Genomic DNA, 15966 nt, shown 5'->3' with positions numbered 1-15966 from the left:
CGTATCGCTTTCTTCTTTGGGTCATCTTGAACACCTTTCGCTCTTAACTAGGTGTCCAATTCATCATACCCACTCCACAGTCCGGACCGCCCCGCGGTCCAACTTTCTGTCCGCACCCCCAAAAGCTCGAATAAGCCTAAATCCAGGAACTATTTCACCGCAACTCAGATGGGGATGGGGTTAGCTGCGGGGGCGGTGGCGGAGCTTGTCGATGGTGGAGTCGGTGCCGTGTCCGCGGGCGTCGGTGCTTCGGCTGCGGGCGTCGGCGGCGGTTTGGCGCTGGCGGCGGTAGTCGATCATGCCTTGGATGATGGGCTTGCCAAAGCTCACGACATCATCGTTGTAGATGGCGGTTCGGGCTGCGAGGAGGCAGTCGGTAAAGTCCATATGGGTCTTGCCAAAGAGCTTGACGGCAAGGGCGACAACGGTGGGCTCGTCGACCATGACGTCATCGAGCAGCCTTTTCATGGCCGCAGCAATCTCAACGCGGGGAACCTTATAGACGTCGCGCAGCGTGACCACGACGCGCGTGATGATTTCGGGATGGACACGAGCGGTGCGCGTGGCGATGACCTTGGCGGCGCGCGGTGACAGGACCTCGTCGTCGTCGAGCAGATAGCGAAGGATGACGGTCTCGTCGATGATGGTGCTACTCATGGATATCTACTTCCTCGGGACCCAAAATCGAATCGTCGCTTTCTGTAGCGAGGTACTCAATCCAGGCATTGCGCTCCTCGGAGCGGCGATTGGGGTCACCGTATGCTTTGAGCGATCCATAGGCGGCGGTGCCGTCCTTTGAGCGCACGGCGACCGGCTGAAAGGGGAGCTTGCGCATCAAAATGCTCTGCGCGACAAATAGACGGACGGCCTCGGCGAGCGATGTGCCCATGGCGTCGTAGAGATGTTCGGCATGCTGCTTGTCTTCCTCGCGAATGCGCACCTGCAGGATGGCTCGTTTTGAGTCGATGACATCACTGGCCCCCTTAATGAGCGTGCAATATAGTCGGTCAAATGCGGCATGTGCCGATACTTGAGCATCTTATAACGATTACTTTATTTCGCTCAAGTAAATAACCATTAACTTGAATACAAGCGTAGTACATCTAAAATGAGAGCGCGTAAAAATCTCTGAGGCGTACGCATGTAATACACTCACCTTTATAGCTTCTAGAGAATAATTCCAACCTGCCAAAACCCCTGCAATACACCCGTATTGCAGGGCCTATGCTCAAGTTTGCCCCCTGCAACTGCGTATATTTAACCTGTATATCGTTGGAGGAATTCTATCGAAGTGCCTGTTTCGCCGCATGCACTCGATACGCCGATGCCGGACCACGGGCGGTCCGGGGCAACGTCGGCAGGGTCTCTCCGGCATGGGATTCAGGAGGGAGTGAACAACATGGGCAATAAACGAGTCGTGGCTGATTCTTCACGCTGCATTGGGTGCCAAACCTGTATGGCGGCGTGCATCGAGGCACACGATATTCCCGGCAACATCGCCGCACCTCGCTTGCGCGTAACGCGCACCTACGAGATTTCCGCGCCGGTGGCATGTCACCACTGCGAGGACGCTCCGTGCGCCAAGGCCTGCCCCACGGGCGCCTTGTTCTTTGATCCAAAGAACCATCGCATCGGCGTCAACGAGGACAACTGCATCGGCTGCAAGAGCTGCGTCATGGCATGCCCCTTTGGCGCCGTGAGCGTGGCGACCACGCAGGTCCCCGTCTTGATGGGCGACGTGCGCGTGGGTTCGCAGACTAAGAGCTTCGTGCTCAAGTGCGACCTGTGCGTGGACCGTCCCGGCGGTCCGGCGTGTGCCGAGGCGTGCCCGACCAAGGGCCTCACCCTGGTAGACGAGGAGCGCCTGGCAGAACTGACTGCCGAGCGTGCCCGCGCCACCATCGAAAACGAGGCGTAGACGGGCGGCCATACAAGCCCAACGATTGTCATATACGTACCGATTACTCGGTAGCAGAGAAAGGAAGGAGGGTGTCATGGAGAAGCATAAAGTGATCTGCCCGTACTGCGGCGCCGGTTGCCAGTTTAACCTCCTGGTCCAAAACGGCCAGGTCGTGGGTACCGAACCGCTCAACGGCATCACCAATCAGGGCGAGCTGTGCCTTAAGGGCATGAGCGGCTACGACTTCATCAACGACACCAAGATCTTGACTCCTCGCGTACTGCACCCGATGATCCGCCGCACTAAGGGCGCGGATCTTGAGCGCGTAAGCTGGGACGAGGCGCTGGATTTCACCGCATCTAAGATGCAGGCCATAATTGACGAATATGGTCCTAACGCTGTCATGACCACCGGCTCTTCGCGAGGCGGCGGCAATGAGGCGAACTACGTCATGCAGAAGTTTACGCGTGCGTGCATCGGCACCCACAGCGTAGACAACTGCGCCCGTACTTGACACGGCCCTACTGTCCTCGGTCTGATGGACACGGTTGGTTCAGGTTGCATGTCATGCTCCATCCCCGGTATGGAGGATGCGGGCTGCATTTTCCTCTTCGGCTATAACCCTGCCGATTCGCACCCCATCGTCGCAAGGCGTATCGTGCGAGCCAAAGAAAAGGGTTGCAAGATCATCGTCGCCGACCCGCGCCATATCGAAACCGCGCGTATCGCCGATCTCTACCTTCCGATCAAGAACGGTTGCAACGTCGCGTTCCTCAACGCCTTTGCCAACTGCTTGGTCAACGATGGCCTCTACGACAAGGAATTCGTCGCCGAGCACACGAACGGCTTTGACGAGTGGTGGGAGACCATCAAGAACTACACTCCCGAATCCGTACAGGACATCACGGGTGTCGAGCCCGCGTTGATCCACCAAGCTGCCGAGATGTACGCCACGGCGAAGCCTTCCGCCATCATTGGCTGGGGCATGGGCGTATGCCAGCAGAAGCAGAACCTGAAGACGGTGCACACCATCGCCTCCATCGCCTGCGTTGCCGGCCAGATCGGCAAACCCAACTCCGGCCTCGCGCCCGTGCGTGGCCAGAACAACGTCCAGGGCTCCTGCGATATGGGCATGCTGCCCAACCTGTACCCTGGCTATCAAAAGGTCACCGACCCGGCCGCGCGCGCCAAGTTCGCCAAGGCCTGGGGCGTGCCCGAGGAGAAGCTGCCTCTCGAGGAGGGCTACAAGCTCACCGACCTGGGTCACCTGGTCGACGAGGGCAAGGTGCACTGCTTCTACAACTACGGCGAGGACCCGGTGCAGACCGAGCCCGATTCGGCCGGTATGCGTAAGACGCTCTCCGAGCTGGATCTGTTCATTTGCCAGGACATCTTTATGACGCAGACGACCATGCTCGCCGACGTCATCCTGCCTGCCACCTCTTGGGGCGAGCACGAGGGTGTCTTTACCGCATCCGACCGTAGCTTCCAGCACTTTGACGCGGCTGTTCCGCCCAAGGGCGAGTGCCGTCACGACTGGGAGATCTTTGCCGACCTGTCCACGCGCATGGGCTACCCCATGCACTACGACAACACCGAGCAGATCTGGAACGAGTGCATTAGCCTGTGCCCCAACTTTGTGGGCGCGACCTACGAGAAGATGGCTCCCGAGGGCGGCTACGCACAGTGGCCCGTCAAGAGCACCGATGTGAACGACCATGGCACCCCCGACATGTTCGCGGGCGGCAAGTTCACTACCAAGGACGGTCGTGCCAACCTGATGGCGCACGACTGGGAGGCGCCCTCCGAGCTTCCCGACGATGAGTACCCGCTCATCCTTTGCACCGTCCGCGAGGTCGGCCACTACAGCTGCCGTTCGATGACCGGCAACTGCAAGACGCTGGCACTGCTTGCCGACGAGCCCGGCTTCGTTCGCATGAATCCCGCGGACGCGAAGGCCCGCGGCATCAAGAACGGCGACATCGTCTCGATTCACAGCCGCCGCGGCCAGGTTTACAGCCGCGCGGACGTGTCCGACCGTATCAACAAGGGCACGGTCTACATGACCTACCAGTGGTGGATCGGCAAGTGCAACGAGCTGACCATGCACAAGGTCGACCCGGTCTCGCACACGCCCGAGGACAAGTTCTCTGCCTGCCAGGTCGACGCCATCGCCGACCAGGTGTGGGCCGAGGGCGAGGTGGAGCGTCAGTACACCGAGCTCAAGCAGGCTCTGGTGGACGCAGCCGCTCCCCAGGATGTTGAGCCCGGCGCCGCCAAGTTCGACGACGAGACGCACGTGAACCAAATCGTGTAGTCCCGTTCTCGTTGGCTTTTTGGGCCGGGCGTCCAAGCGCATCGGACGCCCGGCCCGTTATTTTGAAAGGAAGTGGGGATGAACCGCTTCATCGATATCAACCCGGAGAGGTGCATCGGCTGCGGAACATGCCAGTCCGCCTGTGCAGATGCCCACCGGATGCAGGGTCTTCAGGACACGCCGCGTCTGGCGCTCGTGAAGACCGGCGGCATTTCGGCCGCCCTGGCCTGCCACCATTGCGAGGGTGCCCCTTGCGCCGAGGTCTGCCCGGTGAACGCCATCGAGCACGATGGCGACCGCATCCACGTTAAGGAGCAGGAGTGCATCGGGTGCAGGCTGTGCGCCATCGCGTGCCCCTTCGGCGCCATCCATCCGGACGGCACGTCTATTGCCGGTGTCGCAGGCATGTGCGACCCGACGCCTTCGTACCCTAAGTCCCTGAGCAGCCTGCTTACGTGGGCGCCCGGCCAGTACACCTGTGCCGTCAAGTGCGACCTGTGCGCCTTCGACCCCGAGGGTCCGCACTGCGTGGCGGCTTGCCCCACCAAGGCGCTCACCGTCATGGGCGGCGCGGCAGATCGCGAACTCGACGAGGCCAAGCGCCTGCGTTCGATTCAGAACGGCCCTGCCGTCGACGTGGCGGCTGTGGCCCAGGGTCTGTCCGAGAAAGCAGAAGGGAGCGTAAACAATGGATAGCATGACGCTGTTTATCGCATCGTTTGCCGTCTCGTGCATCGGTGCGCTCGCCTCGGTTCTGCTGATCAAGGCCGATAACGCCGCCAAGACCGCCGGCTGCCTTATCGGTGCCGTTGCCGCGGTGCTTTCGTTTGTGGCCGGTATCCAGGCCGTGCTGGGCGATGTCACGTCGGTCGACACCATCGTGTTTTTCCCGTTTGCCCATTTCCAGCTGCTGCTCAATCAGCTGTCCGGCCTGTTCGTGGCGCTCATCTCGGTGCTCGCGTTTGCCGGTTCGATCTACGGTCTCAACTACTTTGATGAGTACCCGGGCAAAAAGGGCCGCGCCGGCTTCTTCTTTAACACCTTCGTGGCGTCTATGATGCTCGTCATCACCGCCGACAACGTGTTTTGGTTCCTGGTCGCCTTTGAGCTCATGTCGCTGACCTCGTACTTCCTGGTCGTGATCGAGGAGAACGAGAACTCCATCCATGGCGGTTGGCTCTACTTTGTGATCGCGCACGTGGGCTTTGTGCTCATCATGGCGAGCTTCCTCACCATGACCAACTTCGCCGGCGGCTCGTTTGCCTTTGCGGATTTCCGCGCCACGCAGTTTAGCCCCGCGGTCGCATCCGTGTGCTTCGTGCTTGCCTTCTTTGGCTTTGGCGCCAAGGCCGGTATCATCCCGCTTCACGGCTGGCTGCCCAAGGCACATCCCGAGGCGCCGTCCAACGTGTCGGCCCTCATGTCCGGCGGCATGATCAAGATCGGTATCTTCGGTATCCTCAAGGTTGGTCTCGACCTGCTCTCCGCCTCGGGCGTTCAGGTCTGGTGGGGCCTTATGGTCATGGTCTTCGGTGCGATCTCGTCGGTCCTCGGCGTGGCCTTCGCCCTGCAGGAGCATGACATTAAGCGCCTGCTGGCCTATCACTCCGTCGAGAACATCGGCATCATTCTGCTCGGCGTCGGCGCCTCCATGGCCGCCATGGCGCTCAACTCGGTCGGCATCGCCGTCCTGGCACTGATGGCCGCCCTCTACCACACGTTTAACCACGCGATGTTTAAGGGCGAGCTGTTCTTGGGCGCCGGTGCGCTGCTGTACTCCACGGGTACGCGCAATATGGAGAAGATGGGCGGCCTGTTCCGTCGTATGCCGGCAACGGCCATCTGCTTCCTTATTGGCGCGCTTGCCATCTCGGCCATCCCGCCCTTCAACGGCTTTGTGTCCGAGTGGTTTACCTACCAGTCGCTCTTTAACGCTGCCATGCAGGGTGACAAGGCCGTCATGATCGTAGCCGTGTTCGCTGCCGTCGCGCTTGCCATTACCGGCGCTCTGGCCGTCACGTGCTTCGTCAAGGCCTATGGTGTCTCCTTTGCCTCCGCGCCCCGCTCCGAGGCCGCGGCCAATGCCAAGGAGGTTCCCGCCCCCATGGTGTTTGCGCAGGGCCTGCTCGCGGCCATCTGCGTCGTGCTGGGCATTGGCGCTCCCGTGATCGCGCCCGTGCTGGTCGATGTCGCCGCGTCCGTGCTGCATCCGTACGGTGGCGTGTTTGCCGCCGAGGGCATGGAGCTCATGAACCAGTACTCCGGCGCTGCCACCTCCACGCCCGCGATCGCCATTGCGCTCGTGGTGCTCGTCGGCCTTGCCTGCGGTTATCGCAAACTCAAGACCGTCGGTAAGGTGCAGAAGTCCCAGCCGTGGGCATGCGGCTATGCTCCCAACGAGCATATGCCCGTCGTGGCCACGACCTTTGCCTCCGAGGTGTCCTGGTTTATGCAGCCGCTCTACACGCTGCGCGATCGTTGCACGGCCGTCTGCTGGTCCATCGCGCACTTCTTCCAGAAGCTCACCGGTGTGGCCGAGGCTGTTGAGCCCGTACCCGACAAGGTTCTCGTCGATGCCCCGCATAAGGGTGTCGAGAAGCTCGCCGACCTCGCGACTAAGCTCGAGGGCGGCAACTACAGCATCTATATCTGCTACATCGTCGCGGCACTCGTGGTGTTCCTCGTGCTCGCCGTGCAAATGGGTTAAGGAGGGGAGAGCATGAACAACATCGTACTTGCCGTTCTGCAGGGCGTGGTCGTCATGGCCGTCGCACCGTTCTTCTCCGGTCTCGGCCGCGTGATCCGCGCCAAGATGCACAACCGTCGCGGCCCCAGCATCATGCAGGACTATCGCGACCTGGCCAAGCTCTTTGCGCGCCCCGAGTCCCAGAGCGAGGATGCGAGCTTTGCGCTGCGCATCATGCCGCCGCTGTTCTTCGCCGTCGCCATTATGCTCGCGATGGGCCTGCCGCTCTTTACGGCACAAAGCCCCATCCCGGTCTTTGGTGACGCCATCACCATCATGTACAGCCTGGCGCTCGCCCGCTTCTTCTTCGCCCTCTGCGGTGTGGATTCGTCCAACGCCTACGCCGGTATCGGCGGCGTCCGTGAGCTGCTCATGAGCGTGCTCATCGAGCCGTCCATGCTGCTGGCGCTGTTTGCCGCCGCCCTGGTGTGCGGCTCCACCGACATCGCCACTATGGGTCAGCACATCATGACGGGCGCCATCGACGCGCCGGTCGCCGTGATCCTCGCCGGCATCGCCTTTGCGATTGCCTGCTACATGGAACTCGGCAAGCTGCCGTTTGATCAGGCCGAGGCCGAGCAAGAGCTTCAGGAAGGTCCGCTCGCCGAGCTTTCGGGCCCGTCGCTCGCCATGGCCAAGCTTGCCATGTCCATGAAACAGGTCCTGGTCGTCGCCTGGTTCTGCGCAATCTTCGTCCCCTGGGGCGAGCCCGCGACCGTGGGCACCGCCGCTGTTCTGGGCGCAGTCATCTTCCTGGTGAAGTGCCTGATCGACTTTGTCGTATGCGGCGTGATCGAGAACTCCTGCTCGCGCTCGCGTTTTAAGGTACTCGGTAATCAGACCTGGGCCGTCGTTGGCATCGCTGTTCTGGCGTTTGTCTTCGTGGTCGTCGGCGTGTAGGAGAAGGGAGAAACAATGTCATTTGCAGTCAGTCTGTCCCTTCTCGGCTTGGTCGCTATCGCGGCCCCGATGGTGGCCTCGGTGCTCGTCGCCCTGTTCCCCCGTCCGTACGCCAAGTGGTTCAGCGTTTTGGGTGCCGCCGTCTCGACGGTCTGCACCATTGCCCTCGCCGCGAATTTCGCTGGCGCCGGCATGCCCGACACGCAGGTCCCCCTGATCTCGTTTGGGCAGACCCTCGTCATGGGATTCACCTTCGATCGCATGAGCACGCTGCTCGCGCCCGCCTTTGTGGGTATCGGCCTGCTTGTCGTGATTTATTCGATTCCCTATATGAGCGAGAATAACCGTGAGCATCCCGACGCACCGCGCCGTCGCTTCTACGCGTACCTCGCGACCTTCATCGGCGCCATGGCCGGCCTTGTGTACAGCTCGACCCTTTTGGGCCAGCTCGTGTTCTTTGAGATCACGGGTGCGTGCTCTTGGGGCCTCATTAGCTACTACATGTCACCTACGGCCAAGAAGGCTGGCATGAAGGCCCTGATCATTACGCATATCGGTGCGCTCGGCCTGTATCTGGGCGCCGCCATCGTGTTTGCCCACACCGGCACCTTCGCCATTACCGCGATTGCCGGCCTCGACGCCAAGCTCAAGGCTATCGTTCTTTTGCTCGTGCTGTTTGCGGCCTGGGCCAAGTCCGCACAGGTTCCCATGTACATGTGGCTGCCTTCGGCCATGGAGGCGCCGACGCCTGTTTCGGCCTACCTGCATGGCGCCTCGATGGTTAAGGTCGGCGTGTGCGTGTTCGCGCGTGCACTCGTCTCTGCCGGCGAGATTCCCGAGATCGTGGGCTGGGTCGCCATTATCGACGCCATGGTCACCATGCTCTTTGGTTTCCTTATGTACCTGCCGCAAAAGGACATGAAGCGCCTGCTGGCCTTCTCCACGATCGCCCAGCTCTCCTATGTGTTCTTTGGTCTGGGCCTTTCGGTCTTTGGCAGCCAGTTGGCCTTTGACGGCGCCGTGTGCCACATCTTTAACCACGCCTTCGCCAAGACCCTGTTCTTCCTGATCGCCGGTTCGTTCTCCTTTACGCTCGGCACGCGTATGCTGCCCAAGCTTCGCGGCATCGTAAAGAAGTACCCGATCTCGGGCGTGGGCTTTGGTGTCGCGGCGCTCGCCATTGCCGGCGTGCCGCCCATGAACACGTTCTTCTCGAAGTTCCAGATCATCGCCGGCGGCTTCTCAGTGGGTGCCGGCAACGTCGCGATCCTGGTGCTCGTGTGCATCATGGTTGCCGAGACCGTCGCCACCTTTGCCTGGTTCCTCAAGTGGATGGGCTATTGCCTGCCCGGCGAGCCGAGCGACGAGGTCGCTGCGGGAGCCCCGCTTCCCCGTGCGATGGCGTTCGTGTTCATCGTGCTCATCATCATGGTCATCGTCAGCGGCCCGCTTTCGGCCAGCTGGATCGGTTAGGAGGTAGAACGACATGGGTTATTCGATCGTCAACATCCTTGGCGGCCTTCTGATCGTCACGTCCACCATGGTGGTCGTCTCCAAGAACATCAAACATTCCATCCACTGGTATGCGGTGCAGTCGCTGGTGCTCGTGGGGCTTCTCGCCACGCTCGGTGTCACCACCGGTGCGCAGGAGCTGCTTATGTGGGCTGGATCTGCCTTTATCACTAAGGTCGTCCTGGTCCCTTATATCCTCAACCGCGCATACAAGAAGATGGGCGAGCCGAGCGACGCATCGCTCAAGGCCGGCCTTAAGCCCGCGTGGGCCATTTGCATCATCGCCGTCGAGGTCGCGATTTGCTTTGCCGTCGTGACGCAGATCAGCCTGCCCACGGCCGAGGTCGCAACGCCTGCGCTCGCTATTAGCTTCGCTCACTTCTTTGTGGGCCTCACCTGCATCATCTCGCAGCGCAACATCATGAAGCAGATCTTTGGATACTGCCTTATGGAAAACGGCAGCCATGTGACGCTCGCGCTTTTGGCCCCCACCGCTCCCGAGATCATCGAGATCGGTATCGCCACCGACGCCATCTTTGCCGTCATCATCATGTCCATCGTCGTGCGTCGCATTTGGGACGACTCCCACTCGCTTGATGCGCGCGACCTGTCCGAGCTGAGGGGGTAGTCCATGGAAACGTTGATTCTCGCCCTGCTCGCGACTCCTTTGGTGTTCTCGCTGGTCATGGCATTTTTGCCCAAGAACACGTCTTATAACGTGTTTGCCGGTCTCAACCTGGTCTCCGTCGCAGCCGTCCTGGTGCTGTCGATTATGACGGCCGGTGACGTCCTTATGAGCGGCGACACCGCGAGCGCTTTTGGCCTGTGGTTCCACCTCGATTCGCTGGGCGCCATCTTTGTGCTGCTCATCGGCTTTATCGGTTTTCTTACCGGGCTGTTCTCGCTGCCCTATGTAAAGGCCGATATCGAGGAGGGCTCCATGCCCACCGAGCGCGCCAAGCAGTATTTTGCGCTGTTTAGCCTGTTTGTGTTCACCATGCTGCTCGCGTGCCTGTCCAACAACATGATCCTCACGTGGGCCGCCGTGGAGGCAACCACGCTTTCCACCGTGTTCCTCGTGGGTATCTACAAGAACAAGACGGCCCTCGAGGCTTCTTGGAAGTATGCGATGGTCTGCACCGCCGGCGTGGCCTTTGGCCTGTTCGGTACGCTGCTGATCTACGCCAACGCCGCCGACGTGATTCCCAACGCCCACGAGGCCGCGTTCCTGTCGTGCGTGCTGCCGTATGCCGACCAGTTCGACCCGACGCTCATGCGCCTCGCCTTTGCGTTTATCGTGATCGGCTTTGGCACCAAGGCCGGTCTGTTCCCCATGCACACTTGGCTGCCCGATGCCCACTCCCAGGCCCCGAGCCCTGTCTCGGCCCTGCTCTCGGGCGTGCTGCTTAAGTGCGCCATGCTTGTGATCATGCGCTTCTACGGCTTTACTATTCAAGCCGTGGGCGCCGAGTATCCGCAACTTTTGCTGCTGATCGTTGGCACGCTGTCCATTTTGGTAGCGGCGCTTTCGATGTTTCGCCAGGACGACCTCAAGCGCCGCTTTGCGTACTCGTCTGTGGAGAACGTGGGCGTTATCGCCCTGTGCCTGGGTATCGGTGGCCCGCTGGGTATCGCCGCAGCCCTGCTGCACTGCGTGTTCCACGGCTTTACCAAGACGCTTGCCTTCTGCGTATCCGGCAACATTCAGCACGCCTTTGGCACGCGTAGCCTGGCCAAGATCCAGGGCGTCGTCGAGGTTGCCCCGCAACCGCCGCGCTCGCCGTCCTGGCGCTGCTCGGTCTTGGTGCCTTCCCGCCCTTCGGCATGTTTATCTCCGAGTTCCTGACTTTTGTCGCCGGTGTTACCGCCGGTCCCATGTGGCTGGTCGTCGTGGTCGCCCTCGGTCTTACCGTGGCCATCTCCGCGCTCACCCGTATCGCACTCAAGTCGGTATTCGGCCATGCGCCCCAGGGCATGGGTAAGCATGAGGCCCCGGCGCTCATGCTTATCCCCGAAATCATCCTGGCTGTCATGATCTTGTGGTTTGGCATCGCCACCCCGCTGCCCCTTGTGCACGGTGTGGAGACCGCGACCGGCATCGTAATCGAGCAGAGCACCGAGGAACTTCACGCGACGCCGATGTACCGCGCTGTGTTCGGTACCGAGACCGCTCAGAGCGAGGTGGAGTAACGAATGATTGAAACTGAGAACAAGGTGTATGCCCGTCGCTGCGAGAGCCATGTCGAGGCCCTGCGCCGCGCCGTTCCGGGCTGCATCGAGAAGGTCGAGTGGCAGTGCGAGGACCAGCTGACGATTACCGTCAAGCAGGACAAGCTGCCCGAGGCCGTTCACTACCTGTATTACGAGCGTTACGGCTGGATTCCCGTGATCATCGGCAACGACGAGCGCAGTCTGTGCGGTCGCTACGCCGTGTACTACGTCATCTCCATGGAGGGGGAGGACCCCGGCTGGGTGACCGTGCGCACCGAGGTCGATCCCGCCAAGATGACGTTCCCGTCCGTCACGCCGTTCGTCCCCGCTTGCGTGTGGGGCGAGCGCGAGCTGCGCGACATGTTCGGCCTGATTCCCGAGGGCCTGCCCGATCGCCGTCGCCTGGTGCTGCCCGACGACTGGCCCAGCGGCCTGTACCCGCTGCGCAAGGACTCCATGGACTACCGCTTTCGTCCTGCTCCCGCGAGCGACATGGAAAACTACGAGTTCTTGGCCGACACCAAGGGCAAGGAGACCACGCTCGTCCCCATGGGTCCGTTGCACATTACCTCCGACGAGCCCGGCCACTTCCGCCTGTTCGTCGAGGGCGAGACGATCGTCGACGCCGACTACCGTCTGTTCTACGTGCACCGCGGCATGGAGAAGGTTGCCGAGACTCGCCTGAACTATGACGCCGTGACGTTCCTCGCCGACCGCATCTGCGGCATCTGCGGCTGCGCCCACTCGGTGGCCTATGCCGAGGCGGTCGAGCGCGCCCAGGGCATTCATGTCCCGCCGCGCGCCCAGTACATTCGCGCCATCATGCTCGAGGTCGAGCGCCTGCACTCGCATCTGCTCAACATTGGCCTGGCGTCGCACTACACGGGCTTCGACTCCGGCTTCCAGCAGTTCTTCCGCGTCCGCGAGAAGTCCATGGACCTGGCCGAGAAGCTCTCCGGTCACCGCAAGACCTACGGCCTCAACGTGATCGGCGGCGTGCGTCGCGACATTTTGGCCGAGCAGAAGCTCTCCACGCTCACGACCATCCACCAGCTGCGCTCCGAGGTTCAGGAACTCGTCGACGTGCTGCTCTCCACGCCCAACTTTATTGAGCGTACGAGCGGTATCGGTATCTTGGACCGCAAGATCGCACGTGACTTCTCGCCGGTCGGCCCGCTCATGCGTGGCTCGGGCTATGCCCGCGACGTGCGCTTTGACCATCCCTTCGACGGCTACGCCGATCCGGATATTCAGAAGATGCACGCCGCCACGGCCGACACCTGCGATGCCTTCGGCCGTACCGCCGTCCGCATCCAGGAGGTCTACGATTCGATCGACATGATCGAGACCATGCTCGAGAACTGCCCGTCGGGCCCCATCCTCACCACGGATTGGGAGTACACCCCGCACAAGTACGCTATCGGCGCCACCGAGGCGCCGCGCGGCGAGGACGTGCACTGGGCCATGCTCGGCAACAACCAGAAGTGCTACCGCTGGCGCGCCAAGGCCGCCACGTACAGCAACTGGCCGGTCCTGCGCTACATGTTCCGCGGCAACACCGTGGGCGACGCGGCGCTGATCGTCGGCTCGCTCGACCCGTGCTACTCCTGCACCGACCGCGTGACGGTGACCGATGTCGCCGCCAAGCGCGACCACGTGCTCGACAAGGAGCAGTTCGAGAACGTCTGGCGCGACAAGTCGCCGCTTGCGGGCGAGGGCACCATGGCCGCTCCGCTCGATGAGGAGGCGCTCTAATATGCTGAAGCTTTGGAAGGTTAACGCCAAGGCCGGCGACGCGACGGTCAAGTACCCGTTTGCGCCGTTCCCCACCAATAAGGACATGCGCGGCAAGCCCGAGCACAATGCCGAGCTCTGCATCGCTTGCGGTGCCTGCGGCGTGGCGTGCCCGGCCGATGCCATTCGCATGGACACCGACCTTGCGGCCGATACCATCACCTGGTCGATCGACTACGGTCGCTGCATCTTTTGCGGCCGCTGCGAGGAAGCCTGCCCCATGGAGGCCATCAAGCTCACTGAGGAGTTTGAGCTGGCCGTCATGAGCAAAGACGACCTCACCAGCAAGAGCGTCTATACGCTCGAGCATTGCTCGCGCTGCGGCAAGCCGTTTGCCCCGCACAAGGAGATCGACTATGCCAAGCGCCTGCTGCAAAAGGCCGGCGGCATTGAGGCCGAGCAGGCCGCCCGTACCGTCGGTATGTGCCAGGAGTGCAAACGCGAGCTCGACGCCCTGCGCGCCGCATCGGCCGTAAAGACCGGCAACGCTCATGGCATGGCTGCCAACGAGACGCTTGCGTCCGGTGAGCCCCAGGGCCCCGGCATGGAGTATCTGGGCGGCCACGGCGTGAACCCGGAGTATATCGACCGCGAGCTCAACCCCGATGCACCCGAGATTCCCGCCGGTCCGGCGCCGGTCGAGGGCATCATCATGGATTTTGAAACGAAGGAGGAGTAACCATGGCCGAACCCACGCTTTTGCCCGAGCGGCTTCAGTACCGCCCGACCAAGATCGAGCTCGACGAGAGCATTGAGAAGGCCAAGGCGACCCTTCTTAAGAAGATCAAGCGCTCGGTGTACGTCTACCGTGTTGACTGCGGTGGCTGTAACGGCTGCGAGATCGAGATCTTTGGTTCCATCACGCCCGTCTTCGACGTCGAGCGCTTTGGCATCAAGGTCGTGCCCTCGCCCCGTCACGCCGATGTGTTGCTGTACACCGGTGCCGTGACGCGTGCCATGCGCATGCCGGCCCTGCGCGCCTTTGAGGCCGCACCCGATCCCAAGATTGTGGTGTCCTATGGCGCATGTGGCTGCACCGGTGGCATCTTCTACGACAACTACTGCGTCTGGGGCGGCACGGACAAGATTCTGCCGGTCGATGTCTATATCCCCGGCTGCCCGCCCAGCCCCGCGCAGACCGTCTACGGCTTTGCCATGGCGCTCGGTCTGCTGGACCAAAAGCTCCATGCCGAGACCACGGTGGAGGCCGCCGGCGAGCAGGCCGATATCCTGCACCCCGGCGTGCCGTACAAGCTGCGTGTTGCCATCGAGCGCGAAGCTCGCGCCATGAGCGGTTACCGTTACGGCCGCGACCTGCCAACGAGTTTATGGATACGCTCGAGGGCGCACCCAAGGGCGATATCCGCGGTGCCATGGCGCTGCTCATCGATAAGCAGGACGATCCGCGCCGCGTCGAGGTCTACTCGGCGCTGCAGGATCTGGTGCTGGCCGGAGGTCGCTAGATGGAGCTCACGGACCGCTCTGGTTACTTTGCGGGCCCCGGCATGCTCGGTGGCTCTTTTGGCGATGCCTCGCGCGCAAGCGACGAGGCCGCCGAGGGCGTCGCCGATCCCTGCCTGGGCCACGCGCCCGACCAGGTGGTCTTCTATGAGCTCACGCGTAAGTTTGTTGAGACCGAGGAAGACGTTCCCCAGGAGGCCTGCGACGTGCTGTACTACACGCTCGCCGTGGGCCACCACACCGGCGTGCTCGATTGCTTTGAGCCGCGCCTGTCGGTGCCGTTGAACGTCTTCTATTCGCTCGTCGACGCGCTGCCGGAGGGGGAGGCCAAGACCAAGTTCGAGGCCATCCGCTCCTTTGGCGAGTGCCAGCTCGACAAGGCGGCGGTGCCGTCGCTGCTCGAGGCCTGCGACACGCTGCTCGACGAGCGCGGTTTTCGCGGCTCGGCCAAGGCCGGCATCTCGGTGTTCGATGACGACTTTGGCCTGCATGCCCAGCAGGTCGCGTTCTTAATGAAGTTTCGCGATCTGGTTGAGCGCGTGCGCGATGTGTCGGGTGTGTATCTGACGGGAAGGTTGCAGTAATGGGTCGCGTTGTGGATGGTCGTGTGAACGGCGCCCCGTTTGCGGGTATCGTGCTCACGGCGGGAAGCGTGCTGCGCGCCGACGATGCCGCCGGCCCCGTGCTCTCCAAAAAGATGGAGAACGCGCCGCTTGGCGGCTGGTACACCATCGATGGCGGTCAGACGCCCGAGGATGACATCATCGAGGTCAAGCGCGAGCGTCCGCCGCGTTTGGTTTTGGTCGATGCCGCCGACATGGCGCTGCCCGTCGGTGCCATTCGCCTGCTCGACAAACGCGATGTGGCCCGCAAATCGATGTTCACCACGCATTCGCTTCCTTTGTCGATTCTGATCGAAGAGATTGAGCAATCGTGCGAAGATATCGTCTTCATAGGGATTCAGCCGGGCGATACGGAGTTCTACAACCCCATGTCCCCGGAGGTCTTTGAGGCCGTCGACGCCGTGTACGACGCCGTGGCCGCCAACGACTTTTCCCACTTTGTCCGCTTGGGACAAGAGCAATAGGAGCGCTTGTCCCTGCTGATTAGGAAAGAAGTGATTGA

The 15966-nt window shown here is 61.8% G+C and carries 16 protein-coding genes and 1 pseudogene; 15 read left to right on the top strand and 2 right to left on the bottom strand.

Annotation, left to right across the window (positions count from 1 at the left end; translation table 11 throughout):
• Positions 1-180 precede the first annotated feature (180 nt).
• Positions 181-657, bottom strand: a complete 477-nt coding sequence (locus I2F59_RS08580) for a PIN domain-containing protein (protein ID WP_195503880.1) — start codon at positions 655-657, stop codon at positions 181-183.
• A complete protein-coding gene (locus I2F59_RS08575; protein ID WP_195503879.1) occupies positions 650-940 on the bottom strand; it encodes a type II toxin-antitoxin system RelB/DinJ family antitoxin in 291 nt (96 codons plus the stop codon). The genes I2F59_RS08580 and I2F59_RS08575 overlap by 8 nt, the downstream gene beginning before the upstream one ends.
• A gap of 384 nt (positions 941-1324) precedes the next feature.
• Between I2F59_RS08575 and I2F59_RS08570 the strand changes: the two genes are divergently transcribed.
• From I2F59_RS08570 to hycI, 15 genes and pseudogenes are all read left to right on the top strand, one after another.
• Complete coding sequence (locus I2F59_RS08570; RefSeq protein ID WP_324249591.1) at positions 1325-1918, top strand: 4Fe-4S dicluster domain-containing protein; 594 nt, start codon at positions 1325-1327, stop codon at positions 1916-1918.
• Positions 1919-1994: 76 nt separating this feature from the next.
• Positions 1995-4217 (top strand): formate dehydrogenase subunit alpha, encoded by a 2223-nt coding sequence (gene fdhF, locus I2F59_RS08565; RefSeq protein WP_195503878.1) that lies wholly within the window; start codon positions 1995-1997, stop codon positions 4215-4217.
• A 78-nt stretch (positions 4218-4295) separates the two neighbouring features.
• Entirely contained in the window at positions 4296-4913 is a 618-nt protein-coding gene (locus tag I2F59_RS08560; RefSeq protein ID WP_195503877.1) for a 4Fe-4S dicluster domain-containing protein, read from the top strand.
• Positions 4906-6924: a hydrogenase 4 subunit B gene (gene hyfB / locus I2F59_RS08555; protein WP_195503876.1), complete on the top strand. Its 2019-nt coding sequence runs from the start codon at positions 4906-4908 to the stop codon at positions 6922-6924. The genes I2F59_RS08560 and hyfB overlap by 8 nt, the downstream gene beginning before the upstream one ends.
• A 12-nt stretch (positions 6925-6936) precedes the next feature.
• Positions 6937-7863 (top strand): respiratory chain complex I subunit 1 family protein, encoded by a 927-nt coding sequence (locus tag I2F59_RS08550; RefSeq protein ID WP_195503875.1) that lies wholly within the window; start codon positions 6937-6939, stop codon positions 7861-7863.
• A gap of 15 nt (positions 7864-7878) precedes the next feature.
• Positions 7879-9336 (top strand): hydrogenase 4 subunit D, encoded by a 1458-nt coding sequence (locus tag I2F59_RS08545; protein ID WP_055286165.1) that lies wholly within the window; start codon positions 7879-7881, stop codon positions 9334-9336.
• Positions 9337-9349: 13 nt separating this feature from the next.
• The gene (gene hyfE, locus I2F59_RS08540) at positions 9350-10003 is read left to right on the top strand and encodes a hydrogenase 4 membrane subunit (RefSeq protein ID WP_118237867.1); all 654 of its coding nucleotides are present in this window, start codon (positions 9350-9352) and stop codon (positions 10001-10003) included.
• A 3-nt stretch (positions 10004-10006) separates the two neighbouring features.
• Positions 10007-11221, top strand: coding sequence for a hydrogenase 4 subunit F (locus tag I2F59_RS08535; RefSeq protein ID WP_229065417.1), 1215 nt, complete (start codon positions 10007-10009; stop codon positions 11219-11221).
• On the top strand, positions 11200-11565 hold the full coding sequence (locus I2F59_RS09950; protein WP_229065416.1) for a hypothetical protein: 366 nt from the start codon (positions 11200-11202) through the stop codon (positions 11563-11565). Before I2F59_RS08535 ends, I2F59_RS09950 begins: the two co-directional genes overlap by 22 nt.
• Positions 11566-11568: 3 nt before the next feature.
• On the top strand, positions 11569-13341 hold the full coding sequence (locus I2F59_RS08530) for a hydrogenase large subunit (protein ID WP_118259006.1): 1773 nt from the start codon (positions 11569-11571) through the stop codon (positions 13339-13341).
• A 1-nt stretch (position 13342) separates the two neighbouring features.
• Entirely contained in the window at positions 13343-14059 is a 717-nt protein-coding gene (locus I2F59_RS08525; RefSeq protein WP_195503874.1) for a formate hydrogenlyase complex iron-sulfur subunit, read from the top strand.
• A gap of 2 nt (positions 14060-14061) precedes the next feature.
• Positions 14062-14478: pseudogene (locus I2F59_RS10090) on the top strand (NADH-quinone oxidoreductase subunit B family protein); the annotation flags it as partial.
• A 230-nt stretch (positions 14479-14708) separates the two neighbouring features.
• A complete protein-coding gene (locus I2F59_RS10015; RefSeq protein ID WP_267473371.1) occupies positions 14709-14843 on the top strand; it encodes a hypothetical protein in 135 nt (44 codons plus the stop codon).
• The gene (locus tag I2F59_RS08515) at positions 14844-15425 is read left to right on the top strand and encodes a formate hydrogenlyase maturation HycH family protein (protein ID WP_195503873.1); all 582 of its coding nucleotides are present in this window, start codon (positions 14844-14846) and stop codon (positions 15423-15425) included.
• The gene (gene hycI, locus I2F59_RS08510; RefSeq protein ID WP_195503872.1) at positions 15425-15928 is read left to right on the top strand and encodes a hydrogenase maturation peptidase HycI; all 504 of its coding nucleotides are present in this window, start codon (positions 15425-15427) and stop codon (positions 15926-15928) included. Before I2F59_RS08515 ends, hycI begins: the two co-directional genes overlap by 1 nt.
• Positions 15929-15966: the final 38 nt, after the last annotated feature.

Source organism: Collinsella aerofaciens, assembly GCF_015556945.1.
In the GTDB taxonomy this organism is placed as follows: Bacteria; Actinomycetota; Coriobacteriia; order Coriobacteriales; family Coriobacteriaceae; genus Collinsella; species Collinsella aerofaciens_AO.
Note: the sequence above shows the minus strand (reverse complement) of the source record. Positions and strands in the feature narration are given on the sequence as shown.